Annotated in this window: 22 protein-coding genes; 9 read left to right on the plus strand and 13 right to left on the minus strand. The window is 64.2% G+C overall.

Annotated features, from left to right (window positions below):
• The 3 genes from EP867_RS10875 to EP867_RS10885 all read right to left on the minus strand — a co-directional run bounded on the left by EP867_RS10875 (position 1) and on the right by EP867_RS10885 (position 2540).
• Entirely contained in the window at positions 1–525 is a 525-nt protein-coding gene (locus tag EP867_RS10875; protein ID WP_128489073.1) for a tripartite tricarboxylate transporter TctB family protein, read from the minus strand.
• A 45-nt stretch (positions 526–570) separates the two neighbouring features.
• Positions 571–1560 (minus strand): Bug family tripartite tricarboxylate transporter substrate binding protein, encoded by a 990-nt coding sequence (locus tag EP867_RS10880; RefSeq protein ID WP_128489076.1) that lies wholly within the window; start codon positions 1558–1560, stop codon positions 571–573.
• A gap of 236 nt (positions 1561–1796) precedes the next feature.
• Complete coding sequence (locus EP867_RS10885; RefSeq protein WP_128489078.1) at positions 1797–2540, minus strand: GntR family transcriptional regulator; 744 nt, start codon at positions 2538–2540, stop codon at positions 1797–1799.
• Positions 2541–2755: 215 nt separating this feature from the next.
• Here EP867_RS10885 and EP867_RS10890 point away from each other — a divergent pair, with 215 nt between their 5' ends.
• From EP867_RS10890 to EP867_RS10900, 3 genes are read left to right on the plus strand one after another with little or no spacing between them, the layout of a single operon-like run.
• Positions 2756–3814 carry an acyl-CoA dehydrogenase family protein gene (locus EP867_RS10890; RefSeq protein ID WP_206616327.1) on the plus strand — a complete coding sequence of 353 codons (1059 nt, stop codon included), beginning with the start codon at positions 2756–2758 and terminating at the stop codon, positions 3812–3814.
• 16 nt (positions 3815–3830) lie between these two features.
• The gene (locus EP867_RS10895) at positions 3831–4991 is read left to right on the plus strand and encodes an acyl-CoA dehydrogenase family protein (RefSeq protein WP_128489082.1); all 1161 of its coding nucleotides are present in this window, start codon (positions 3831–3833) and stop codon (positions 4989–4991) included.
• Between the two features lie 9 nt (positions 4992–5000).
• Positions 5001–6251 carry a CaiB/BaiF CoA transferase family protein gene (locus tag EP867_RS10900; RefSeq protein WP_128489084.1) on the plus strand — a complete coding sequence of 417 codons (1251 nt, stop codon included), beginning with the start codon at positions 5001–5003 and terminating at the stop codon, positions 6249–6251.
• A gap of 112 nt (positions 6252–6363) precedes the next feature.
• Here the strand turns inward: EP867_RS10900 and EP867_RS10905 are convergent, their stop codons facing one another.
• Positions 6364–7032: a 3-oxoacid CoA-transferase subunit B gene (locus tag EP867_RS10905; RefSeq protein ID WP_128489086.1), complete on the minus strand. Its 669-nt coding sequence runs from the start codon at positions 7030–7032 to the stop codon at positions 6364–6366.
• Positions 7029–7766, minus strand: a complete 738-nt coding sequence (locus EP867_RS10910; RefSeq protein ID WP_128489088.1) for a 3-oxoacid CoA-transferase subunit A — start codon at positions 7764–7766, stop codon at positions 7029–7031. The genes EP867_RS10905 and EP867_RS10910 overlap by 4 nt, the downstream gene beginning before the upstream one ends.
• Before the next feature lie 214 nt (positions 7767–7980).
• On the opposite strand from EP867_RS10910, the gene EP867_RS10915 reads away from it, so the two are divergent.
• On the plus strand, positions 7981–8970 hold the full coding sequence (locus EP867_RS10915) for a TRAP transporter substrate-binding protein (protein ID WP_128489090.1): 990 nt from the start codon (positions 7981–7983) through the stop codon (positions 8968–8970).
• A gap of 73 nt (positions 8971–9043) precedes the next feature.
• On the opposite strand, the gene lpdA is transcribed toward EP867_RS10915, so the two are convergent.
• The 4 genes from lpdA to EP867_RS10935 all read right to left on the minus strand — a co-directional run bounded on the left by lpdA (position 9044) and on the right by EP867_RS10935 (position 14997).
• A complete protein-coding gene (gene lpdA, locus EP867_RS10920; RefSeq protein ID WP_128489092.1) occupies positions 9044–10423 on the minus strand; it encodes a dihydrolipoyl dehydrogenase in 1380 nt (459 codons plus the stop codon).
• A gap of 12 nt (positions 10424–10435) precedes the next feature.
• Positions 10436–11713 carry a 2-oxo acid dehydrogenase subunit E2 gene (locus tag EP867_RS10925; protein WP_128489094.1) on the minus strand — a complete coding sequence of 426 codons (1278 nt, stop codon included), beginning with the start codon at positions 11711–11713 and terminating at the stop codon, positions 10436–10438.
• Between the two features lie 14 nt (positions 11714–11727).
• The gene (mdeB, locus tag EP867_RS10930) at positions 11728–14385 is read right to left on the minus strand and encodes an alpha-ketoglutarate dehydrogenase (RefSeq protein ID WP_128489096.1); all 2658 of its coding nucleotides are present in this window, start codon (positions 14383–14385) and stop codon (positions 11728–11730) included.
• A 135-nt stretch (positions 14386–14520) separates the two neighbouring features.
• Complete coding sequence (locus EP867_RS10935) at positions 14521–14997, minus strand: Lrp/AsnC family transcriptional regulator (RefSeq protein ID WP_128489098.1); 477 nt, start codon at positions 14995–14997, stop codon at positions 14521–14523.
• A gap of 152 nt (positions 14998–15149) precedes the next feature.
• Here EP867_RS10935 and EP867_RS10940 point away from each other — a divergent pair, with 152 nt between their 5' ends.
• Positions 15150–15539, plus strand: a complete 390-nt coding sequence (locus tag EP867_RS10940) for a nuclear transport factor 2 family protein (RefSeq protein ID WP_128489100.1) — start codon at positions 15150–15152, stop codon at positions 15537–15539.
• Here the strand turns inward: EP867_RS10940 and EP867_RS10945 are convergent.
• From EP867_RS10945 to EP867_RS10955, 3 genes are all read right to left on the minus strand, one after another.
• Positions 15524–16297, minus strand: a complete 774-nt coding sequence (locus EP867_RS10945) for a helix-turn-helix domain-containing protein (protein ID WP_128489102.1) — start codon at positions 16295–16297, stop codon at positions 15524–15526. The genes EP867_RS10940 and EP867_RS10945 overlap by 16 nt on opposite strands.
• A 59-nt stretch (positions 16298–16356) precedes the next feature.
• The gene (locus EP867_RS10950; protein WP_128489104.1) at positions 16357–18030 is read right to left on the minus strand and encodes an FAD-dependent monooxygenase; all 1674 of its coding nucleotides are present in this window, start codon (positions 18028–18030) and stop codon (positions 16357–16359) included.
• A 69-nt stretch (positions 18031–18099) separates the two neighbouring features.
• A complete protein-coding gene (locus EP867_RS10955; protein ID WP_128489106.1) occupies positions 18100–19080 on the minus strand; it encodes a VOC family protein in 981 nt (326 codons plus the stop codon).
• 192 nt (positions 19081–19272) lie between these two features.
• On the opposite strand from EP867_RS10955, the gene EP867_RS10960 reads away from it, so the two are divergent.
• Complete coding sequence (locus EP867_RS10960; RefSeq protein WP_128489108.1) at positions 19273–20823, plus strand: bifunctional 3-(3-hydroxy-phenyl)propionate/3-hydroxycinnamic acid hydroxylase; 1551 nt, start codon at positions 19273–19275, stop codon at positions 20821–20823.
• 8 nt (positions 20824–20831) lie between these two features.
• On the opposite strand, the gene EP867_RS10965 is transcribed toward EP867_RS10960, so the two are convergent.
• Positions 20832–21596 (minus strand): helix-turn-helix domain-containing protein, encoded by a 765-nt coding sequence (locus EP867_RS10965; RefSeq protein ID WP_241656891.1) that lies wholly within the window; start codon positions 21594–21596, stop codon positions 20832–20834.
• A 118-nt stretch (positions 21597–21714) separates the two neighbouring features.
• Between EP867_RS10965 and EP867_RS10970 the strand changes: the two genes are divergently transcribed.
• The 3 genes from EP867_RS10970 to EP867_RS10980 are packed head-to-tail and all read left to right on the plus strand — an operon-like array spanning position 21715 to position 24450.
• Positions 21715–22242, plus strand: coding sequence for a TRAP transporter small permease (locus EP867_RS10970; protein WP_128489110.1), 528 nt, complete (start codon positions 21715–21717; stop codon positions 22240–22242).
• Between the two features lie 33 nt (positions 22243–22275).
• Positions 22276–23577 (plus strand): TRAP transporter large permease, encoded by a 1302-nt coding sequence (locus EP867_RS10975; RefSeq protein ID WP_128489112.1) that lies wholly within the window; start codon positions 22276–22278, stop codon positions 23575–23577.
• 30 nt (positions 23578–23607) lie between these two features.
• A complete protein-coding gene (locus tag EP867_RS10980) occupies positions 23608–24450 on the plus strand; it encodes a fumarylacetoacetate hydrolase family protein (protein ID WP_128489115.1) in 843 nt (280 codons plus the stop codon).
• Positions 24451–24618 lie beyond the last annotated feature (168 nt).

The following is a 24618-nucleotide window of genomic DNA, read 5'->3' on the forward strand; positions in this document are numbered from 1 at the left end:
TCAGTTCGTCCGCGCTGCGGTGAAGAGTTCAGCAAGCGGCTGAAGCCAGCTGCCCAGAACCAGCATCGGCAGGCCAAGCCCGATGGAAAAGGCCAGCGTGCAGAGTGCGGCAAAAGCCAGAGCCAGCAGGGCCGGGACCGCAGCAAAGCGAAACCAGGTGCTGGCGACTGCGGCGGTGATGCAGCTTGCAAGGATGGTCAGCGGCAGGCCGATGCGGGGTAGCAGCAGACCAAAGCAAATCACGCTCAGCGTGATCAGCAGCAGCGGCTTCCAGTGGATGCGCCCCACCGGCTCGCCGTGGCTGCGCAGGGATTTCAGGATGGTGAGCAGCCCCACGACGACCAGAAGGCCGGAGACGATCGCCGGAAAGAACCCCGGCCCGATGCGGGCGGTGGTCCCGAAGGAATAGTTCTGCGCCACGCTCAGGCCGAAGAGGCCGGTGGCCAGAAAAATGGCGCCATTCCAGAAAAACTTCGGGCTTCTGATCGCAATCATCGCCGCCCCTCCCTTGAAGTCGTCAGTCATGAGGGGCCCCCGCAGGGGCCCCTTTGTCGTTATGCGGGATCGCGCTTATTCGAGTTTTGCGCCCGAGTTTTTGATGACCTCGGTCCATTTGGCGCGCTCAGCCTCGATGAATTCGGCCGAAGCGGCGCGACCGGGCGAATTGGGGGTGAAGCCCAGCTTCACGATCTCAGCCTGGGTCGCGGGATCGGCCATGACCTCATCCAGGGCTTTTGCCAGGGTTTCGACCACCGGCTCGGGGGTGCCGGTCGGCACGACGAGCGCGTTCCAGATCTCGGCGGCATAGCCCTCGTGGCCAAGCTCAGCCACGGTCGGCACGGTTTCCAGTTCCTGGCTGCGCGCAGCACCGGTGACGGCGAGGGCTTTGATCTGGCCCTCATTCACCTGTTTTGCGGTGCCGGGGATGGTCAGAACGCCCATATCAATGTGCTTGCCGATCACATCGGTCAGCAGCGGGCCGTTGCCTTTATAGGGGATGTGGTTGACCTCCACATCGGCGATCATGCGCAGCCATTCCATTGCCAGATGGCCCGGCGAGCCGACACCCGAGGTGCCATAAGCAAGCTTGCCGGGGTTTTCTTTGGCCCAGGCCAGGACGCCGCCCAGATCATCCGCCGGGAAGTCCGGGCGGGCCGCCAGCACAAAGCCGGTCGAGCCTGCAAGACCCACCACTTCAAGATCTTTGGTCGGATCATAGGAAAGCTGCTGGCCAAGGGCATGCAGGATGATCGAGGGACCGACGCCGCTCACGCCGACGGTATAGCCATCAGCCGCCGAGCGCGCGACTTCGCCGATGCCGATCGTCCCGGCTGCACCGGGCTTGTTTTCGACCACGATGGTCTGTTTGAGCTTCTCGCCCATTTTCTGCGCCAGAACGCGCGAGACCACATCGGTCGAGCCGCCCGGCGGGAAGGGAACAACCATCACAATGGGTTTGCTCGGAAAGTCCTGCGCCATGGCGCCGAAAGCTGTGCCCGCTGCGATCAGCGTGCCGAGAAGTGCCGATTTAACGGCGGTCATACGTGCCGAACCTGTCATGATATCCTCCCCAGATATATAGACTGTGCTGTTGCCCGGGCCTGCGGCCCTGAGCGGGGCCCCTGGCCCCCTCTGCTCCCCCCGCAGCCGATATGGCTGTGGTGTTTTCCTCTCTGCAGCCCGTCTTTCAGTGCCGGGCTGTCCATTTGATGCATAAGGCTAGATATATGGTTTTATGCTGTCCAGACCCAAACCGCCCGGGCGGGCCGCCAGAGCCGGATTTTTTGATGTCTCCGTCACCGCAGCTCAATATCGAGGCGCAGCACATCGCCGCGGTAGATCCCGTCGGCAGCCAGGATCAGCTGCCCCTCCGAATCGACCACGCGGCGATGAACCACGGCGACCGGGGCATTAATCGGGATCTGCAAAGCCTGCGCGCTTTCAACATCGGCGGCCGCGATGGTCAGGGTCTGGCGGGCAGAGGCCGGGATCAGGCCGGGAATGTCATCGATCAGACGCAGCGCGGTTTTCAGGCGCAGATCTTCATCGCTGATCCGGCCGCGCAGATCCTCTGAGATGTAAAGATCGGCAAGCAGGAAGGGCTGGCCGGGGCGCCAGTGGCGGCGTTTGAGTTGCCGGTAGGCTGCAGCCGGTGTGCCGATCGCATAGCGCAGCTCCGGCAGGCCCACGGCGGCGCTGTCGGCCAGCACTTCAATGCTCGCGCCGTCAATCGCGCGCAGCAGGCCAGACCATTCCGTCCCGACCTGACACCAGAGCTGATTCCGCGCCCGCGCCCGCACAAAGGTGCCCCGCGCACGGAAGCGCTCAATCAGCCCCTCGCGGACCAGCTCATCCAGCGCCTGACGGATGGTGGCGCGCGCAACGCCGTATTCTTCGGCGAGATCTGCGACTGTCGGGATCTGCGCGCCGGAGCGCCATTGGCCGGAGGTGATCCGCTGACGAAAGAGCGTCGCAAGCTGAATGTAACGCGAGACCGAACTCTGATTGAGATCGACTCGGGCAAGGGGGACTGTCGTCATGTCACCTGCCGGGCTGGGCCCTTGTGTTGAATATGCTAATTTATTGACTTTTTACGTCATGCACGGCGACGAAATCGAACCTCTGTCAGGAATGCAAGGCAATTTCAGTCGGTTAAGCTGGCTCCTCAGTGGTCTCGCGCCTTGACAGCCCCCTAAAGATCAATAAACTGACTTTTAGAGTTTAATGCAATATGAAATACTCAGGAGAGGCTGCAGTGTCCGATATCGCCGAGTTGGAGATGATCCGCGACAGCGCCCGAGCCATCGTGCCACCGGGCGGGGATCTGTCGCGCGTGCGCGCTTTGCGTTTTACCGAACCCGGCTTTGACCGCGAGACATTCACCCGCATGGCCGATCTCGGCTGGCTGATGCTCCGCCTGCCCGAGGCGCAGGGGGGGCTGGGCCTCGGGATGGACGCCTATGTTGCGCTGGCGCGGGTCCTGGGCGGCGGCTGTGTTCCTGAGCCGTTGATCCATGCGCTGCTGGCGCTGCGGCTGGCGGGGGATCAGGCGGGTGAGCGGGTGCTCTCGGGTGAAGAAATTCTGCTGCCCGCCTGGCAGGAGGCGATGGACGGCCTTGATGCTGATGGCGCGATGCAGATCGTCAACGGTCGCGCCAGTGGCGAGAAGCGCTTCATTCTGAATGCGGCCGGGGCGGATGCCTTTGTGATTACCGCAGCCGGTCAGCTCGCGCTGGTTCACAAAACCGGAGAAGGTGTCAGCCTGACGCTTGAGCAGACCCAGGACGGCGGCAACTACGGCCGCCTGACGCTGAAAGATGCCCCGGTTGAAGTGCTGGAGACCCCTGCCTCTGAGGTGGAATTTGCCCTCAATGAGGCGGCGCTCGCCACGGCGGCCTATCTTCAGGGCGGGGCCGAGACCGCCTTTGAGATCACGCTGGACTATCTGCGCGTCCGCCAGCAGTTTGACCGCCCCATCGGCAGCTTCCAGGCCCTGCAGCACCGCGCGACGGAACTGAAGCTTCAGCTTGAGCTTTGCCGGGCCGCCGTCGACCGCGCCGTGGCGCTGATGGATGCCGGGGCCGAGACTGCGGCTCTGAGTGCTGCGGTCAGCCAGGCCAAGGCGCGCGCCTCTGACGTGGCGCTGATGGTGGGCAAAGAGGCGATCCAGATGCATGGCGCGATCGGCTTCACCGATGAGCATGATGTGGGCCTTTATGTCCGCAAGGCCATGGTCCTCGCAAATCACTTCGGCTCTGCCGGTTTCCATCGTCGCCGCTTTGCAGCGGTGCTGCCCTATGCGCCGGCAGCCTGAGCGGGAAAGACCACGAATGACTTCTGCGAACGAAATCTACGCCACCATGTCGGATGAGGACTTCCGTCAGGAAGCCCGCGCTTTCATCGAGGCGCATTACCCCGCTGATATCCCGCGTTATGCCCAGAAGCGCGTGCATTTTCGCCAAAGCCGCCCCTGGTATATGGCGCTGTCGAAAAAGGGCTGGATCGCCCCCTCCTGGCCGGTGAAATATGGCGGCATGGGGCTTTCGGCCACCAAACAGCTGATCTGGATTGAGGAATGCGAGCGCTATGGCGCGGCGCGGATCAATGACATCGGGCCGGTCATGCTGGGGCCGCTGCTGATCGAATTTGGCACGGAGGAGCAAAAGGCGACCTATCTGCCGAAAATCCTCTCGGGCGAGCATATCTGGGCGCAGGGCTATTCAGAGCCGAACGCGGGCTCGGACCTTGCGGCTGTGCGCACCGAAGCGGTGCTCGACGGCGATGAATGGGTCATCAACGGGCAAAAAACCTGGGCGACGCTCGGCAATGACGCCAACTGGATCTTCATCCTGGCGCGCACCGATAAGACCGCTAAGAAGCAGGCCGGGATCAGCTTTATCCTGGTGCCGATGGATCTGCCCGGTGTGACCGTGCGGCCGATCGAAAATCTCGAGATGCACGACGAATTCTGCGAGATCTTCTTTGACAACGTCCGCGTGCCGAAGGGCAACCTTGTGGGTGAGGTCAACAAAGGCTGGACCATGGCCAAGGCGCTTCTGGGCCATGAGCGGGTCTTTATCGGGGCCCCGCGCCTCTCCGCCTCGGCTCTGGGGCGGCTGCATCTGCTGGCGTGCGAACTGGGACTGGAGCGCGATCCGGTTTTCCTTGAGAAATTCACCCGCCTGCGGCTCGATGTGGCCGATCTGACCGCGCTTTTTGAGACCTATGTCGAAAAACTCCGCAAGGGGGAGCCGATCGGTGCAGAAGTCTCGCTTCTCAAGATCTTTCAGAGCGATCTTTATCAGCGCATCTCGGAATATATGCTGGAGATCGGGGGGGCGAGCGCCGGTCTGATGCATCCGATGAATGACGACCCCAAACTGCATGCGGCGGGCACCTATCTGATGGCACGTCCGACGACGATCTTTGGCGGCTCCAGCGAGGTGCTGCGCAATGTGATCGCCAAAGTTGTTCTGAATCTGCCGGGCTGAGGGGCTGACATGACCGAAACGCATCAAAACGCCCCGAAGGGCTGTCTCTCCCATCTGCGCGTGCTCGATCTCAGCCGTGTCTTCGCCGGTCCCTATGCCGGGCAGATCCTGGCGGATTTCGGCGCGGAAGTGATCAAGATCGAACATCCGAAATTCGGCGATGACGTCCGCCACCTCGGCATTCATCGCAAGGATGCCGAAGGCAATGATCTGGGCGAGACCTCCTCGTTTCTCGCGATGAACCGCGGCAAACAGTCGGTGGCCATCGATCTGAAGGACCCCAAAGGCCAGGAGCTGGTCCGCCGCCTGGCCGCCGATGCGGATGTGGTGATTGAGAATTTCAAATCCGGCACACTTGATCGCTACGGTCTGGGCTATGCCGATCTGAAGGCGGTCAATCCGAAGATCATCTATTGCTCGATCACCGGATTTGGTCAGACCGGCCCTTCGGCGGAACTGCCGGGCTATGACCCGCTCTTTCAGGCGCTGAGCGGGTTGATGAGCATCACCGGCGTGCCCGACGGCGCACCGGGGGCCGGGCCGAACCTGGTTGGCTATTCAGTCTCGGACATCACCGCCGGGCTCTATGCCACCATCGCGATCCTGGCTGCCGCAACGCATCGCGACAATGGCGGCTCAGGGCAGCATATTGATCTGGCGCTGCTCGATGCGCAGGTGGCGGCGCTCTCTCATATTGCCACGAACTTCCTTGTCTCGGGCAAAACCCCGGTGCGGGCGGGATCGGCCTCACAGATCACCTGTCCCTGGCAGGCCTTTCGCTGCGCGGACCGTGATCTGATGATTGCAGTCGGCAATGACCGGCAGTTCAAAAAGCTCTGCGATGTGCTGGGACTGCCTGAGGTCGGTGCGGATCCGCGCTTTGCCACCAACCGCGACCGTATGGCCAATAAGCCCGCACTTCTGCCGCAGCTGGAAGCCGCTTTCGCGCAGCGCACCGCCGCCGAGTGGGAGGCGCTGCTGACCCCGGCGGATGTACCCTGCTCGCCGATCAATACCATCCCGCAGATGCTGGAGGATCCGCAGATCCGGCATCGCGGCATGGTGGTGGATCTGCCGCATGAGCGCACCGGCACCGTCAGCCTGATCGCAAACCCGATCAGATTTTCTGAGACGCCCGCACGATATGATCGTGCGCCACCGCGCCTTGGCGCGGATACGGTCGGCGTCCTGCAGCGCCACCTGGGGCTGAGCGCAGAAGAGGTGGAAGCGCTGAAAGCCTCGGGCACCATCCGTGACTGATCGCGCCTCTGACATGCTGAGCCGCGGACGATCCCCAGTCCCCGCAAAGCACGTCTGCAGTCAGGACGGTGTGCTGCCCCGCGGCGCAGGAGTATTGCGCCGGGGGGGCTTTTCAGAGGTCGGGGCAGATCAGATCGGTCAGACCTTCCGGCACAACCAGCTCTGCTTCCGTCATCGCCTGAAGCTCCGCAACGCTCAGGCCGGGCACCTTCTCGCGCAGATGAAAACGCCCGGCCTCGATATCAAGGACGGCCAGAGAGGTATAAACGCGGGTGACGCAGCCGACACCGGTCAGCGGCAGGCTGCAGCGTTTCAGGAGTTTCGCACGCCCGTCTTTGGTCGTGTGATCCATCAGAACGGCCACCCGTTTTGCCCCATGGACGAGGTCCATCGCACCGCCTACGGCAGGCACGCCGCCGGGGCCGGTTGACCAGTTGGCCAGATCCCCCGTCTCAGCCACCTCGAAGGCGCCAAGGATCGCAACATCAAGATGTCCGCCGCGCACCATGGCGAAACTGTCCGCATGGTGGAAAAACGAGGCCCCCGGCAGCAGGGTCACCGCCCGTTTGCCCGCGTTGATGATATCCCAGTCCTCGTCCCCCGCGGCCGGCGAGGGGCCGAAGTTCAGAATACCGTTTTCAGTGTGAAAAATGGCCGCGCGGCCGGGGGGCTGATAAGCCGCGACCCTCTCGGGCAGGCCGATACCAAGGTTCACATAGGCGCCGTCGGCGATATCCTGCGCCGCACGCCAGGCCATCTGACTGCTCGTCAAACGTTTCATCCGTTTTCTCCTGCTGCGGTGGCGGCCTCGGCGCGAACCAGGACTTCCTCCTGTACGGGGGCCTCAACCCGAACCAGGCGGTCGACGAAGATGCCCGGCGTGATGATCTGTTCCGGGTCCAGAGTGCCCGGGGGAAGGATCTCGCGGGCCTGCACGATGCTCAGCGCCGCTGCCATGCACATGATGGGGCCGAAATTGCGCGCAGCGCCGTGATAGGTCAGGTTTCCCGCCTCATCTGCGAGCTCCGCTTTCACCAGAGCCACATCCGCCTTCAGCCAGCGTTCCTGCACATAGGGGCGGCCCTCGAATTCGGCCACGGGCTTGCCGGCTGCCAGTTCGGTGCCATAGCTCGTCGGCGTGTAGAAGGCCGGAATGCCCGCACCGCCCGCCCGGATCCGCTCAGCCAGCGTGCCCTGGGGAACCAGTTCCAGTTCGATCCGCCCGGCTTTGTAAGCCTCGGTAAAGGCCTGGGGATAGGCCGAACGCGGGAAAGAGCAGATGATTTTGCGCACCATTCCGGCGGCAATCATGCCCGCGATGCCGACGGTGCCGTTTCCGGCGTTGTTGTTGATCACGGTCAGATCGCGCGGATGTCCGGTCTCTCTGAACCGCGCGATCAGCGCCCCGATCAGTTCAACCGGGGATCCGGCACCCCCGAACCCTCCGATCATAACGCTCATACCGTCTGCGATATCGCTGACAGCTTCGGCGCATGTGACGATGTCTTTAGCCATATAAAGCCCTCCCTGGCCCGATGGTCATCCCCCTTGCAAAGGGCTTTGACCAGGGCCGTGGCGTGGCTGTCCGTGATGCGGACAGGGGCCTTTCTCAGGGCAATGGGCGGCTGGCCATTTTCGGCCCTGTTCATTAGGTGGACAAGATCGTGATCCGTCCCTTTGCGCGCCGTAAGGCAGGTTAAGCTCTGGCCGGGAAAGTTCGGGAGGAACCATGTCTTTCATTCGTTATGCCGCCGCGGCCCTTCTGGCCACGGCCACTATGGCACAGGCTGAAACCCTGCGTTTTGCGAGCTTCGAGCCGCCGCAGGCCTATGTCACCAAAAATGTCCTGACCGCCTGGGCAGAAGACGTCTCCAAAGCGTCTGAGGGGACGCTTGACGTTAAAATGTTTGCCGGCGGGACCCTGGGTCGCGCCCCCGACCAACAGTTGAAGCTGGTGGAAGATGGTGTGGCTGATCTCGCATGGGTTATCCCCGGCTATTCGCCGGGCCGCTTTGTGGAAGGCTCGGTCGCAGAGCTTCCCTTCCTCGTGCCGGATTCCACCGCCGGCTCGAAAGCCATGTGGAAGATGTATGAAGACGGCATATTCGCAAATGATTACAACAAGTTCAAGCTGATCGGCGTGGTTGTCAGCGCGCCGAACTTCATCGCTTCGACCAAAAAGATCACCGAGCCGGAAGACCTTAATGGCGTCAACTTCCGCGGCCCGGGTCCGGTTCTGCTGACCGCGCTGAAGGCGGTGGGGGCCGTTCCGATCGGCGGGATCACCGGGGCGAACCTCGCGGATTCGATCAGCCGCGGCCTCGTTGAAGGGACGCTGACCGAATGGACCGCCGGCGAGACCTTCCGCGTCACCGAAGTCGCCAACAACTATCTGATGGCGCCGCTCGGGGCCACGCCGATGCTGGTTCTGATGAACAAGGCCCGCTACGACGCGCTGCCGGAGAAAGCGAAAGCCGCCATCGACCAGTATTCGGGCGCAGCCTTCTCGGAGCGGTTCGGCCGGATCTTTGACGAGAATATGGTTGCCGCACGCAAGCGGGCCGAAGATCGCAAAGCCACCATCACCGAAGTCGACGCAGAGGCCGCGGCCCGTTGGGAAGCCGCCGTGCGCCCGGCAACCGATGCCTGGATCGCTGAGACCCCGAACGGCCAGCAGATCTATGACGCGATGAAAGCCGCCCTGGCGGCAGCGAAGTAATCTGCCGTTTCGCAGAAAAAAGCCCCCGGCCCGCTGTCTGCGGGTCGGGGGTTTTCTGTTTCAGAGAAGGGCCTCAAAGGTCGGTCAGCGTGCCCAGAAAGCTTTCGGCGGCAAAGGCCAGGGTCTCTGAGAGCGTGGGATGCGCATGGATGGTCAGCGCCAGATCTTCAGCCGTGGCCCCCATCTCGATGGCAAGACCTGCAACGGCGATCAGCTCGCCCGCATTGGCCCCGCAGATCCCGGCCCCGAGGATACGCCCCGTTGACGGATCAAGGATCAGACGGCTGGTGCCTGCGCCCACAGCCGCGGAGAGCGCCCGGCCTGAAGCAGCCCAGGGGAATGACGTCACCTTGACCGCAATCCCTTCGGCTTTCGCGCGGGTTTCGGTCAGGCCCGTCCAGGCAACCTCCGGGTGGGTATAGGCGACCGAAGGGATGGCGCGGGGGTCAAATTCGACCTTCTCGCCACAGGCGGCTTCGGCGGCCACTTTGGCCTCATGGACGGCCTTATGGGCCAGCATCGGACCTTCGGTCACATCGCCGATGGCAAAAATATGCGGCTGGCTGGTGCGTTTGTCGCGCCCGGTGGGGATAAAGCCCCGCTCGGTCAGGGTCACCCCTGCGGCGGCGGGGTCAATCTCTGCCCCGCGCGGGCGGCGCCCGATCGCCACCAGGATACGGTCGAACCGGCCCAGATCCTGCGCACCGGCGCAGACCCAGAGGCCCTCTTCCTCGGCCCGCACATCGCTGACCTGTGTTGTCAGATGCACCGCGACTTTGCCTTTCAGCGCCTCTGTCAGGGGGGAAAGGAGCGCCGGGTCTGCGCCGGGCACAAGCTGCGGACCCGCCTCGGCGATCACCACCTCTGATCCGAGCGCGTGATAGACCTGCGCCATTTCCAGCCCGATGATGCCGCCGCCGATAATCAGCAGCCGCGCGGGCACATCCTGAAGGGCAAGCGCGCCGGTGCTGTCCATGATGCGGGGATCATCGGGCAGCATGGGCAGCGTAATGGGCGCAGAGCCGGTGGCGATGATGGCTTGCGTAAAGCTCAGAGCCATGCGGCTGCCGTCGGGGGTCTGGACCTGCAGCGCATTGGCCCCGGTGAACTTTGCCGTTCCCTGGAGGACGGTTACCCTGCGCCGTTTCGCAAGCCCCGCAAGCCCCGTGGTCAGCCGGTTCACCACCCCGTCTTTATGGGCGCGCAGGGCGTCCAGGTTCAGGGTGGGGGCGCCGAAAGCGACCCCCATTTCCGTTGCCGCCGCCGCGCTTTCGATTTTTTCCGCAACCGAGAGCAGCGTCTTTGACGGGATGCAGCCGCGGTTCAGACAGACCCCGCCCAGACGGTCATCCGCCTCAATCAGGGTAACGCTGCGGCCCAGATCTGCCGCGCGGAAGGCGGCGGTATAGCCGCCGGGGCCGCCGCCGATGACAACAAGATCACAATTGGTCATGTCAGCGAGCCTTTACAACAGGATCCGGCGGAAATCGCCGGTGAAATCCGCAATCGTGCGCAGGAAGCGTGCCGCTGCCACCCCGTCGCAGGCCCGGTGATCCCAGGAGAGCGCCATCGGCTGGATCAGCCGGGGCGCAAAGCCTGCGCCGTCCCAGACCGGTTTGATCTGCGCACGCGCGAGGCCAAGGATGGCCACTTCGGGGGCGTTGATGATCGGGGTAAAACCGGTCCCGCCAATGCCGCCGAGCGAGGAGATCGTAAAGCCCGCCCCCTGCATATCGGCAGGCTTCAGCCGCCCCGCCCGGGCGTCAGCGGCCAGCGAGGCCATCTCGTCACTGAGTTCGCGGACCGACTTTTTGTCCACGTCGCGCAGGACCGGCACCACCAGCCCCTCAGGCGTGTCTGCGGCGATGCCGATATGCACATAGCGGCGCAGGATCAGATCCTCGCCATCGAGCACGGCGTTGAATTTGGGGTGCAGCTTCAGCGCCGCGGCACAGGCCTTAGCGATATAGGGCAGGATCGAATCCTTGCGGCCCTCAGTGGCGTTGACGGATTTGCGCAGGGCGTCCAGCTCTGTCAGATCCGCCTCGTCGAAATTGGTGACATGGGGGATCAGCACGGCGTTGCGCTGCAGCGCCGGACCCGACAGGCGACCGATGCGCGAGAGCGGCAGCCGCTCGACCGGCCCGTAGGCTTCGGGGTTCAGCTTTGGCCAGGGCATCAGGCCAAGGCTGGTCTGCGCCGCGGCTGCAGCGGGTGCCGGGGCCGCCAGACGCGCCTTGACCCAGGCCTCCACGTCCTCAGGGGTGATGCGCCCGTTGCGGCCCGAGCCTGCGATGCGCGACAGATCCGCGCCCAGCCGGAAAGCCATGCGGCGGACTGAGGGCGAGGCATAGACTGCGGCCTCGGGGTCCCGGACAGGCTCGGCCATGGCCGAAGCCGGAGCCGGGGCAGCAGGGGCGGGCGCAACTGCGGGCGCTGCGGCCGGGGCCGGGGCAGCGGGCGGCGCCGCGTCCGGGGCGGGGGCAGGCACCGGGGCGGCCTCGGCAGCCCCCGCCACCTCCAGCCGCAGCATGGGCTGGCCTGCGCTGACCTGATCGCCAAGGGCGACCAGAATTTCCAGCACGGTGCCCTCAATTTCGCAGGGCACATCCAGCGTGGCTTTGTCGGCCTCGATCACCAGAACGGTCTGGCCTGCGGTGATGTGCTGGCCGGGCTGAACGGGGATTTCCACCACCGGCACAGCGCCGCCCATGCCCATATCGGGAATAAGGATCTCTTTCATCGGGGCGGCCTTTCTTATCGCGTCCAGGAGGGGGCCTGCTGCAGTGCCCCGGCCCGCTCTGCCTCGTAAATACCGGCGTCAATGGCGCCGTCGCGGGCCAGTGCTTCCAGGGCTGCCAGCAGGATCGAGCGGCTGTCGACCTCGAAGAAGGCGCGCAGCTGCTCGCGCGTGCCGGAGCGGCCAAAGCCGTCGGTGCCAAGCGTCACATAACGGCCCCGGATCCAGGGCGCGATCAGCTGCGGCAGCGCGCGGATGTAGTCGGTTGCGGCCACGACAGGCGCATTCCCGGGCAGCAGGCGCTCAATATGGCTTTGATCCGCAGCAGACAAACCCGCCAGACGGTTCTGCCGTTCGGTGGCGGCGCCATCGCGGGCCAGTTCGGACCAGCTTGTCACGCTGTAGACGGCACAGGCAATGCCACGCGCGGCCAGGGCCTCAGCGGCTGCAATCACCTGCAGAAGGATCGTGCCCGAGCCCAGCAGACGGATCTGCGGCTCTCCGTCGCCGTAACGGGCATAGCGATACATGCCCCTGATGAGATCCTCTTCCGCGCCCTCGGGCAGCGCGCCCTGGGGGTAATTCTCGTTCATCACGGTGATGTAGTGGAACTCATCGCGCTGCTCCTGCATGATGGCGCGGGTGGCGTGATCCATGATGACCGCGAGTTCGGCGCTGAAAGCCGGATCCCAGGAGCGGCAGTTCGGCACGCTGTGCGCCACCACCAGGCTTGAGCCGTCCTGATGCTGCAGCCCCTCGCCCGAGAGCGTCGTGCGCCCTGCCGTGGCGCCCAGCAGAATGCCCCGCGCGCGCTGGTCTGCGGCGGCCCAGATCAGATCGCCGATCCGCTGAAAGCCGAACATCGAGTAGTAGATATAAACCGGCAGCAGCGGCAGATCATGCACCGAATAAGAGGTGGCAGCCGCCGTCCAGGAGGAAATCGCCCCGGCCTCGGTGATGCCTTCTTCCAGAAGCTGACCATTGGTCGCTTCCTTATAGAACATCATGCTGCCGGCATCTTCGGGCTGATAAAGCTGGCCCTGGGGCGCATAAATGCCGATCTGGCGGAAGAGGTTGTCCATGCCGAAGGTGCGCGCCTCATCGGCGACAATGGGCACGATGCGCGGGCCGAACTCTTTGTCTTTCAAAAGGTTGCCCAGCATCCTGACCACCGCCATGGTGGTCGAGCCTTCGCGCCCGTCGCCCTGCAGCGCAAAGCCTGCCCAGGCCTCACGCGGCGGAACCTGCACCGCACCCGCGCGGCCTGCCGAGCGCTGCGGCAGCGCACCGCCAAGGGCCGTGCGGCGCTGGCGCAGATAGGTCATCTCGGGGCTGTCGTCGGCGGGTTTGTAGAAGTTCAGCTCTTCGATGTCGCTGTCCGAAATCGGCAGACCAAAGCGGTCCCGGAAGGCGCGCAGCGCATCGGTGTCGAGCTTCTTGGCCTGATGCGCCACCATGCGGCTTTCGCCCGCAGCTCCCATGCCATAGCCCTTTTTCGTCTTGGCCAGGATCACTGTGGGGCGGCCCTTATGGGCTTTCGCGGCGGCAAAGGCGGCATAAAGCTTGCGCAGATCATGGCCACCGCGGCGCAGGGCGTTGATTTCCGCATCGGTCATATGGGCGACCAGAGCCGCCGTCTCGGGGTTGGCCTCAAAGAACTTCTGGCGGTTGTAATCGCCGTCTTTGGAGCCCAGATCCTGATAGGCCCCGTCCACGGTTTCAGCAAAACGCTTCAGCAGCGCATTGCCGCTGTCGCGCGCAAAAAGCCCGTCCCAGTCAGAGCCCCAGAGCACTTTGATGACGTTCCAGCCCGCGCCGATAAAGAGCGATTCCAGCTCCTGGATGATCTGCCCGTTGCCGCGCACCGGCCCGTCCAGGCGCTGAAGGTTGCAGTTGATGATGAAGGTCAGGTTATCGAGCCCCTCGCGCGCGGCCAGCGTCAGGCCCGCGATCGATTCCGGCTCGTCCATCTCGCCATCGCCGAACACGCCCCAGACGTGGCGCCCGGCGGTTTCGGCCATACCCCGGCCTTCCAGATAGCGCATGAAGCGCGCCTGATAGACCGCGCTCAGCGGGCCCAGACCCATCGATCCGGTGGGAAACTGCCAGAAATCAGGCATCAGCCAGGGGTGCGGATAGGACGACAGGCCGGTGCCGTCGGTCTCCTGGCGGTAATTCGACAGCTGCTCTTCGCTCAGGCGGCCTTCGAGCCAGGCCCGCGCATAGACGCCCGGTGCCGAATGCGGCTGGAAATAGACCAGATCGCCGCCGTGGCCCTCGCGCGGGGCCTCAAAGAAATGGTTGAAGCCGGTCTCAAAAATTTCGGCCGCCGAGGCATAGCTGGCGATATGCCCGCCCAGCGAGCCATAGGCTTTGTTGCCCCGCAGCACCATGACCAGCGCGTTCCAGCGCATGATGGCGGTCAGGCGCTCTTCCATGGCCAGATCACCGGGGTAGGGACCCTGGGCGCTCAACGGGATGGTGTTGCGATAGGCGCTGAAGGGCTGGCCGGAGGTAAAGAGGCCCGAGCCGCGGGCGGCCTCTTCGAGGCGGCGCAGCAGGTAATGCGCGCGCGCCGAGCCGGAGTGCACTTCGGTCGCGCGCAGCGCGTCGAGCCACTCCTGCGTTTCCTGCGGATCGGGGTCATGGGTTTGAAGCGGATCAACGTGGGTCATGGGCGCATCCCTGTATGTCGTTGAAGGGATCCTGCCATGGAACAGTCGGCACAGGGTGCTAAACTATGTGGTGGTTCCCGTTTCAAACAGTATGATCTGCTGTCGGATCCGCAGAAAGCCGCACAACCGCATGGTTCACTCTGCGGACAGCGGCAGTTCTGTTTTGTAAGACACCTGGCGCAGCGCAAAGCTGGAGCGGATGTTGCGCACGCCCGGAATCTCGGTCAGATCCTGCATGATGAAGCTTTGCAGCGCCTCCATATCCGGCACCACGACGCGCAGAAGATAGTCACTGTCGCCCGTCATCAGATAGCATTCCATGACCTCCGGAAGCTCCGTCACCCGTGTCTCGAAGGTCCGCAGCGCCTCTTTGTGCTGCATCTCAAGGCTGACCTGGATGAAGACCGTGATGCTCAGCCCGAGCGCTTCGGGAGAGACGAGCGCGACATAGGCTTTCAGATATCCCTCCTGTTCCAGCCGGCGGACCCGGGCCAGGCAGGGCGAGGGCGAGAGCCCCACGCGCGCGGCCAACTGCACATTGCTGACGCGGGCATCCTTTTGCAGCTCTGTCAGAATACGACGATCGATCAGGTCAAGACGGGCCTGAGTCATGGGTCTCTCCTCCGGTTGTCGCTTTTGCATAAGCTGCGACTCAGCCGCAGCCAAGTTTTCTGCTGTTCACGCAGCGGACAGCCCGGTGCAAATGATTTCCGAATGATCTGCGGTGGTTCAGCAAGGGGGCAGACTAATCAGGGATATCCTCAATGACCGCAGAGACCACCGCGCTTCTGGCGCTTGAAACGCAGCGTTGCAATGCACTGATGGAGGGGGATCGTGCCGCCCTGGCGGCCCTGCTGCGCGACGATCTGGTTCATGTGCATATGAACGGCAAAGCCGATGATCTGGCGACCTATCTGGACGGCGTCGGCGGGCGCTACCGGTTTCACAACATCCGCCGCTCTGACATGGTGGTGCGGGTGATCGGCGACTGCGCCGTGATGACCGGGGTTCTCGATCAGGAACTTGAAATCCTCGCCACCGGCGAGCGGCGGCAGATGCATGGGTTTGTCACCCAGACCTGGCACCGCGAGGGGGAGGGCTGGCGTCAGGGCACCTGCCATGTGGCGCCGCTGACTTATCAGCCGGCAAGCTGAACCCTTTTGCTGATCGCCGCAGCCGTTTCCTTTAACGGCTGCGCATAGCGCTGAACGGCCAGATCAAATTTGACCGCCGTTTTCAGCCAGATCACCGTCAGACAGGCCATAACGCGACCGTCATGGAAGATCGGCGCCGAGAGGCTCATGGTTTCTTCCCGAAATCCGTGACGCCGATAGCCAAGTCCAAGATCCCGGCTGACGCGCAGCACCTCCTCCAGCGGGCCGTCGGAGGTCAGGAAGGGGGGCTGCTCATCAAACTGGCTGCAGAGCAGGCTCAGAATCTCCTGACGTTCCTGATCGGGGCAGAAGGCCAGCCAGGCCCGGCCGCTGGCCACGGGCAGCATCGGCAGCATCCGCCCGACCATCCCGTATTCCATCGACCAGGGGCTGTGGTTCATCGTGGTCTCGCGGACCTCCATCCGGCCGTTGATGCACAGATTAAGGTCGAGCGGCCACAGGATCTCGCGGCTCAGCCGGTTCATCTCGGGCAAAGCCGCCTGACTGATCCAGTCCATTTCGCGAAACCCCGCGCTGAGGGATTTCGCCTGCAGCGCGATGCGCCAGCGCTCGCTGGACTGATCGCGCTGCACAAGATGCAGCTCCTCCAGCGTCTCCAGCAGCCGATAGACGGTCGGTCGCGGGATGCCGGTGGCCTGGGCCAGATCGGCGGGGCGCATTTCACGCTTCTGGTTCAGAGCCTGCAGCACGTTGATGGCCCGTGCCACAGATCTGATGGTTCCGGCAGATCTGCTCATAGCGTCCTCATCGCTGCTTTGCCCTATGGGGCAGGATTATGCAGCAATATCAAGCCGATTTACAGCGGCAGGATCTGCGCAACGGCCTGAGCGAGCGTGCCATCCGCCGAAGGGCTGCGAAAAGCCACATGCCCGTCGGGCCGCAGGATCAGCGCCCCGCCTACGCCCAGGCCGTAGATTTCACGCCACTGCGCCTCCTCAAAGCGCAGACCGTCACGCCCCTCGACGTAGATCTCGCCGTCAAGGCCCCGGGCCGCGCAGGAGTGCCGGAACGCCGCTTCCGCATCGGCAGTCTCCGCCGCGAGCAGCAGCACCAGGTCTTTGCCGCGGCAGAGATCGAGACTGGACAGACGCTGCCCGCCGCGCTTGACCCACAGATGCGGCAGCCGCATGCCGGGCCGGGCAGAGGGGGTGAAGGTCTCCACCGAGAGTTCCACCTCGGGGGTGCCGTCAGGCACAATGACCGCCGAGGAATAGCCGATGCCGAAGGTCTGGCCGGGATAGTCGAAATGGCCCCGCTGCGCGGGAATGGCGGCCGCCATCTTTGCCCGCAGTGCGGCCCCTTCGGGCTTGTCGATGATGCGGCTGTTTTCCGGGTCCAGCGCCAGAATGCCCGAGAGCCCGGCTTTGGCCATTTTGCGCGCATTGGCGGCACTCTGGCTGACGTTGAAGCGCGCGATCGGCAGGCGCTCGTCGGTATAGCTCTCCAGAAGCTCCGGCCCCGCGCGGCCCTGGCGGACGGCGTCGAGCTTCCAGACCAGATTGTGCACGTCTGCGATGCCAGTGTTCATGCCCTGGCCACCGGTCGGCGGCAGCGGGTGGGCAGCGTCCCCGGCGATAAAGATGCGGCCCCTGTGCATCTGATCGGCCAGACGGGCCTGCATGCGCCAGGGCATGATGCTGCGGATGTCTACCGGGGCATCGGGCAGGCCGATCGCGGCGCGCACGATCTCGCGGCAGCGGTCCTCGGTGAACGCGCTGCGGTCCACACCTTCGGGATAGGGGAAGTTATAGGTCCAGCGGTGGCGGCCATCGAGCGAGATCAGCACGCCGGTGGTCTGCGCGTTATAGATCCACCACAAAAGCCAGGGGCGATCCTGCACCAGGTCCCACAGATCCGCATGGAAATAGACGCCGATCTGCTGGCCCAGGACTTCCCCCGACATGCCGATCCCGGCGGCTTCGCGCACCGGGCCGCGCGGGCCGTCGGCGCCGATCAGCCAGCGCGCGCGTGAAGTGCCGGTGGTCCCGTCCGCCGCTTCCCAGCCAACGGTGACCCCGTCGTCGTCCTGCGCGATCGTGGTGACTTTGGTCCCAAAGCGCAGATCTACCGATGTCAGCCCGCGGGCGGCCTCTTGCAGCACCGGCTCCAGCCGGTCCTGGGGGCAGGAGCGTTTCAGGCAGGGGCTGAGGGCGATTTCAGCCGCATCGCGCGCGGCATCGCCACGGGTGCGGATATGGCCGATCTCTTCGCCCGCGAGGCTGGTGACAAAGCCCACGCCGCCGTGACGCTCGAGGGGCAGCGAGACCGCATCGATGGCCGCTTCCAGCCCCAGTTCACGGAAAATCTCCATGCTGCGGGTCGAGACAACGTGGCCACGGGGATGGCCACCGGTGTCGCGGCTCGCCTCAAACAGGACGGTGGGAATGCCGCGTTGCCCCAGAAGCAGCGCTGCGGTCAGGCCGGCCGGCCCGCCGCCGACGATGATCACATCGGCCAGGAAATCAGTCATTTGCAAAGTCCGTTCAGTCGGGCCCGCTGCCCTGGCGCGCGGAAGGCGCGCGGCAGCGGGCGGGGGGCGTCACTGGCGGTGGATCACGCTGTCCAGCCAGGCGCAGTTGGGATTGGGGTTCGGAGCCTGACGGCCGCGACGCCCGGTCTCAAGCGCCATCTCACGCAGGCGCTGACGGGTGGGGTCATCCTCGGGCAGGTGAACGCGGTCGTGGCCCCAGAGGCTGGGCCCGTCCACGGTTTCATGCGGCTCCCAGGTGGCGGGATCGATCACCGGCGAGCCCCAGCCATATTCGACAAAGAAGCCCGAGGGCGAATTGGCATAGAAGCTGATGATGGGGTCGTTGGCATGGCGACCCAGCGAATAGGCCACGCGGTCCTGTTCATATTTCGCAATGTCATAGCCCTGGCCCACATCATCAAGCGCCTGCAGCTCGACCATGAAGTGATGCAGGCCCCGGCGGCCGGAGCCCACGATCGCAAAGCTGTGGTGGCGGTTATTGACGTGAAAGAAATAGAGCGGATAGGGCTTCATCCCGTAATCGCTGACGGCAAAGCCAAGGAGATCGCGGTAGAACCACAGCAGTTTTTCTGCCGTGGGCGTATGCAGCACCACATGCCCCATCCCCAGAGTGCCGGTGCGAAAGCCGGTGATGGGGCGGCCCGGCACGAAGGGCTCTGATGCAATATGGGGGCCGCAGAAGAGCTCAATGTAATTGCCGTCGGGGTCATAGCAGCTCAAAAGCTGCGTCACGTGGCGTTCATCCGCCTTCGCGCGCATATGCCATTTGACCGCGATGCCGTTGTTTTCGAGTTTCGAGGCAATCCGGTCCAGGTTTTCCGGCGTATCGACTTCCCAGCCCATGAAATCCAGGCCTTCTTCGCCGTCATCGGTGACGATCAGGCGCTGTTTGCGGTCATCCATCCGCCAGGCGCGCACGTTTCCGCCGCGGTCCACCTGCTGCATGCCCAGCAGATCGGTGGCAAACTGGCTCCAGTCGTCAAGACGCCCGGATCTGATGCCGATGTAACCCAGTGCACAGATAGACATGGTCAAAGCTCCTCCATCACGGGGCCTATCATCCGCGAGAGCGCAGGATTTTCCCCGCGCCGATTTCCAGGCGTTCACAGAGCGGACAACTGAGGCGGGGGACGTCCGCTTGGCGGACATCTTCCAGCGCCGGTTAGCAGCCCCCCGACGGCACGGGTTAGCTGGCGCAAAGAGGTAAGGGCAGAATTTCACATGTTACCCAATCGGACATCCGTTCTTATCATTGGTGCAGGTCCCTGCGGGCTGACGCTGGCCAACCTGCTGCAGGTCTATGGCGTGGAGGCACTGGTGCTCGAGCGCGAGGCACAGCCGCTGAACCTGCCGCGTGCCATCGTTCTGGACGACGAGGGGCTGCGCAGTCTGCAGATCTTCGGTCTCGCCGCCGGCTATCAGCCGCAGACGCTGCAGGGGACCGGGTCTTTGTATATCGGCGATGACGGTGTGGCCTTTGCCGAAACCGGCGCGGGGCCGCAGACTTACGGCTTTCCCAAACGTAGCTTCATCCACCAGCCGGACCTTGAGCGCGCGCTGGCCGAGGCCTTTGGGTCGGCCTGCCCGGGGCGGCTGCAGTTTGGCGCTGAGGTGACCGGTGCGGTGCAGACCGGCCAGGGAGTCGAGGTCACGGTGCAGACCGCCGAAGGGGTGCGCAGGATTGTGGCTGACTATGTCGTGGCCTGCGACGGCGGCCGCTCGCCCATGCGCGAGCGCCTTGGCATTGCGATGGAGGGGGAAACCTACGCCCAGGACTGGATCGTCCTCGACAGCCTGAATGATCCCGACCAGGACCCGCGCAGCAAATTCTTCTGCTCTTCCGCGCGACCGGCGGTCAGCGTGCCCGCCCCGCGGGGAGGACGGCGTTATGAATTCATGCTGCTTCCCGGTGAGACCCGCGAAGAGGCACTCTCCACCCCCTTCCTCCGGAGCCTGCTGGCCCCCTACCGCCCCTGGCGGGAAGAGGATGTGTTGCGCCGCACCGTTTATACCTTCCATGCGCGGATGGCAGCACGCTGGCGCGAGGGGCGGATCTTCCTCGCCGGAGACGCTGCGCATCTTACGCCGCCCTTTGCGGGGCAGGGGATGAATGCGGGGCTGCGCGATGCAACGAACCTTGCCTGGAAGCTGGCGGCGATGCTGAAGACCGAGGCCCCTGAGGCGCTGGCGGCAAGCTATGAGGCTGAGCGGCGTGGTCCGGCCGAAGACATGATCCGGCTGGCCGTTGCCATGGGCAGCATCGTAATGCCCAGCAATGCGGCGGGCCGTCACTTCCGCGATCTGCTGTTGCAGGCGCTGCAGCCCTTCCCTGCGGTGCGCGATTATCTGATCCAGATGCGCTTCAAACCCCGCCCGCGGTATCAGGCGGGCCTGCTGATGGCCGCACAGACTGCCGAGCTGGAGGCGAGCCTCGTGGGCGAGATGATCCCTCAGCCGGTGCTGAGCGACGGCCGCCTGCTGGACGCCCATCTTGGCGCAGGCTTTGCGCTGCTGGCGGTCGGGGCCGAGGCGGCAGCCGCCTTTGAGGCGCTTTCGCGGACCACCCTCGCCGGTCTGCCGCTGGCGCAGATCCGCCTGTCGCAGCGCGGCTCAGACGGGCTCCGGGCGTCAGATCCGATGGCCGCGCGCCCCTTTGCCACCCACCGCGGCCAGATCCTGCTGATCCGGCCCGACCGCTATTGTGCGGCGGCCTTCTGGCCCGAGGATCTGGCGACGGGTCTGGCGGATTACGCCCGCCTTTGCGGCTTCTGACGGCGCGATCAGGCCGCCAGATCCGCCTCGATCGCGGCCACCGTCTCCAGAAGGGGGCCGCGATAGCGGTCCAGCGCCGTCTCAAAATCCAGCGCCGAGGCGATCCAGACGATGGTCAGGCAGGCCAGGATCCGCCCCTCCGCGCGGATGGGCGCAGAGAGGCTCATGGTGTGGTTGCGAAAGCCCTCGACCCGAAAGCCAAGGCCCAGATGGCGCACCCGGTCCAGAATATGGCCAAAGGCGCGGCGGTCAAAATTCATGCCGCCCGCCTCTTTGCTGCGCGCCTCAATGCCCGCGAGGATCATGTCGCGCTCCTCCTCCGGGCACCAGGCGAGCCAGGCCCGGCCGCCTGCCGTTTCCGTCACGGGCAGCAGGCGTCCGGCCATGCCCACATCGATGGAAAAGGGGCTGCTGTTATGGGTCGTTTCGCGCACCAGCATTGCGTAGTCGTGAAAACTGACCAGATCGATCGGCCACAGGATCTGCCGTCCCAGCCGCGTCATATGCGGCAGTGCCGCCGCTGAGATGCCGCCGTCATCGCGGTAGCCTGACGTCAGCGCACGCGTATGCACAGTCGGACGCCACCGCTCATCGCTGGGCGAGCGGGTGACCAGATGAAGCTCCTCCAGGGTTTCCATCAGGCGGTAAACGGTCGGACGAGGAATGGCGGTGCGCTTTGCGATATCGCTCTCGCGCAGTCCCGGCTCGGCATTGATCAGCCGCAGGATTTCGATGCCCCGGCGCAGCGCCCGGACAGAGTCTCCCGATGCCATGAGTCCTCCTTCCGACTGTCCGCAGTATGGACAGGTATAAGGAGAGTCTTTGGCGCATCCTTTGCATCTGTCAACCTGTTCATTGTACCTGCTCTCAGTAGGTACGGGGAGGACTGCGATGATAACATTGGAAAATTACCTGCGCACAGCGTCGCGGGTGCTGGCGCTTGTGGCCCTCGCGGGGCTTTTGGGGCTGGCCATGATGACGACGCTGGATGTCGTGATGCGCTGGCTGTTCAAGGCCCCCATCCAGGGCGTGAATGATGTCAGCTCAGTGGTCATGGCGGTCGTCATCGCAGCCTGCCTGCCTGCGAATTTTGCCTTCCGGCAAAACATCACGGTCACCCTTCTGGGCTCAGCCTGCGGCCCGAAGGTCAGCGCAAATCTGAATGTCTTTGCCTCCCTCATCACCATGATTTTTGCGGGTCTGATGGCATGGGCCTTCGTGCCCTATGCGATCAGCTCCTGGGAGAGCGGCGCACAGACATGGGTGCTTCGGATGCCGCTGTGGCCGTTCTGGGTGGCGGCTGCGGTCTTTGTGATCCTGGCTGCCCTCGCGCAGCTGGTCGTGCTTTTGTCGGATCTCGTGGCCCTTGCCCGCGGCGGCGCGCGCCTTGCGGACGCTGAAGAGCCGACCGCCCTTTAACCCTCTCTCCCTCTGCACTTACCCGGAGATCACATGGATCCGCTTTATCTGGCCCTGACCGGCCTTCTTGTGATGCTTGGTCTGATCGCCCTGCATGTTCCGATCGGGGTTGCCATGGCGCTGGTCGGCGTGGCGGGCTTTGCGCAGATCGCGGGCTGGGGGCCGGCGCTGTCGCTGATGGCCTCTGAGCCGGCCTCGACGATGGGCAACCTCGATCTGGCCGTGGTGCCGCTCTTCATGCTGATGGGGAGCCTTGCCACCACCGGGGGGCTGGCCGCCGATGTCTATAATCTGGCCTCTGCCATGCTGGGGCACCGCCGGGGCGGGCTTGCGACCACGACGGTTCTGGCCAGCGCCGGTTTTGGCGCTGTCTGCGGCTCGGGGATTGCCACAACGGCGACCTTTGGCCGGGTGGCCATGCCCGAGATGCTGGCGCGCGGTTATGCGCCGGGTCTGGCGGCAGGGACCATTGCGGCCGGGGGCACCCTGGGCATTATCGTCCCCCCCTCCGGAATTATGATCCTCTACTCGGTGCTGACGGAAACCTCGGTGCTCGATCTCTTCACAGCAGCAGTTATTCCGGCGGCGCTGACGGTGCTGTGCTATTACTTGGCGGTGCGCGTCACCGTCGCCCTGAACCCTGCCGCAGGCCCCGAGGGCCCGCGCCTGCCCTGGCGCGCGCGTCTGGCGGCGATCCGTCAGGGCTGGGGCGTGCTTTTGCTGGGGGCCGCGGTTCTGGGCGGAATTTACTCGGGCATCTTCACGGTCAGCGAAGCAGCTTCCGTGGGCGTGGCCATTGCCTTTGTCTTTGCGCTGATCCGGGGCAAGCTGACCAAAGCCAGCCTGATCGGCGTCTTGGCCGAGGCCAGCGCTGCGACGGCGATGATCTATGTCATGGTCTTTGGCGCGACGATCTTTTCTTATTTCATCACCGTCACCGGGGCGGCCGCTTTTGTGGTGGAGTGGATCAGCGCGCTCGATGTCGCCCCCCTGGTGGTGATCTTCCTGCTGCTCGCGCTTTATATTGTCATGGGGGCCTTCTTTGACGAAGTCGCCGCCATGGTGATCACGCTGCCCTTCGTGGTGCCGCTGGTGCTGCACTTTGGCTATGATCTGGTCTGGTGGGGCATCATCAACGTGGCCGTCATCGGCATCGGGATGATCACGCCGCCCGTCGGGATCAACGTTATGGTCCTGAACGCGATGCACAAAGAGACCCCCCTTGGCGTCATTTACCGCGGAATTTTCCCCTTCCTGATGGCTGATCTGGTCCGCCTCTCGGTCCTGGTGATCTTTCCTGCCCTCACCCTCTGGCTGCCGCAGATGCTGCGCTGAGCTTTCTTTTCGACGATGACGGAGACGACTATGCCTATTGCTTCCTATATCCTGCCCTGCGGCACCGCGTCCTATGGCTTTGTGACCGGCGAGACGCTGCGCGATGCAGGCGCGGATCTGCGCGCCCGTGCAGCCGATCTGCGCGCTTTCCTCGCCACCGGTGAAGACCTCTCGGCTGTGGCCGCGGGCGAGACGCTGGCCCTGTCGCAGGTCAGACTGCTGTCGCCGCTGCCGAACCCGGATAAGATCATCTGCATCGGCCTGAACTATATGAGCCATATCCTGGAGACCGGCCGCGAAAAGCCTGCGCATCCGCCGATCTTCACCCGCTATCCCGGCTCTATCGTGGCGCACGGCGAAGATCTGCTGCGCCCCAAATCCTCGACCTGGTTCGATTTTGAGGGCGAACTGGCCGTGATCATCGGCAAAGGCGGGCGTCACATCGCCGAGGCCGATGCGATGGCAGCCATTGCCGGCTACGCCTGCTTCAACGACGGCTCCGTGCGTGATTTCCAGCGCCACTCCAGCCAGTTCTGGCCGGGCAAAAACTTCGACCGTTCGGGCGCCATGGGCCCCTTCATGGTGACCAGTGCTGAGCTGCTCGATCCGGCGTCGCAACATATGATCACCCGGCTGAACGGCGAGGAAATGCAATCGACGCCGATCTCGGATCTGGCTTTCGACATTCCGGCACTAATTGCCTATTGCTCGTCGATCTGCACGCTGCTGCCGGGTGACGTGATTGCAACCGGCACCCCCGGCGGCGTCGGCCTCTTCCGTGAACCGAAATTGTTCATGAAGGCCGGTGACACGGTCGAGGTGGAAATCAGCGGCGTCGGCCTGCTGCGCAATGGTGTTGTTGACGAGGCGTAAGCCCCGCTTCTTTGTCAGAGACCGCGTCCCCCCTGCCCGGAGGGGGGCGCACCACCTGCCCCGTGATCGGGGCAACATCCGGACCGTCTTGTCCAAATCCGTGCAGGCTCTTATGAACAGCCGCATCCGCCGCCCCAGAGGCACGGCGATAAGTGTTTGTGAGAGGAC

The organism is Falsigemmobacter intermedius, assembly GCF_004054105.1.
In the GTDB taxonomy this organism is placed as follows: Bacteria; Pseudomonadota; Alphaproteobacteria; order Rhodobacterales; family Rhodobacteraceae; genus Wagnerdoeblera; species Wagnerdoeblera intermedia.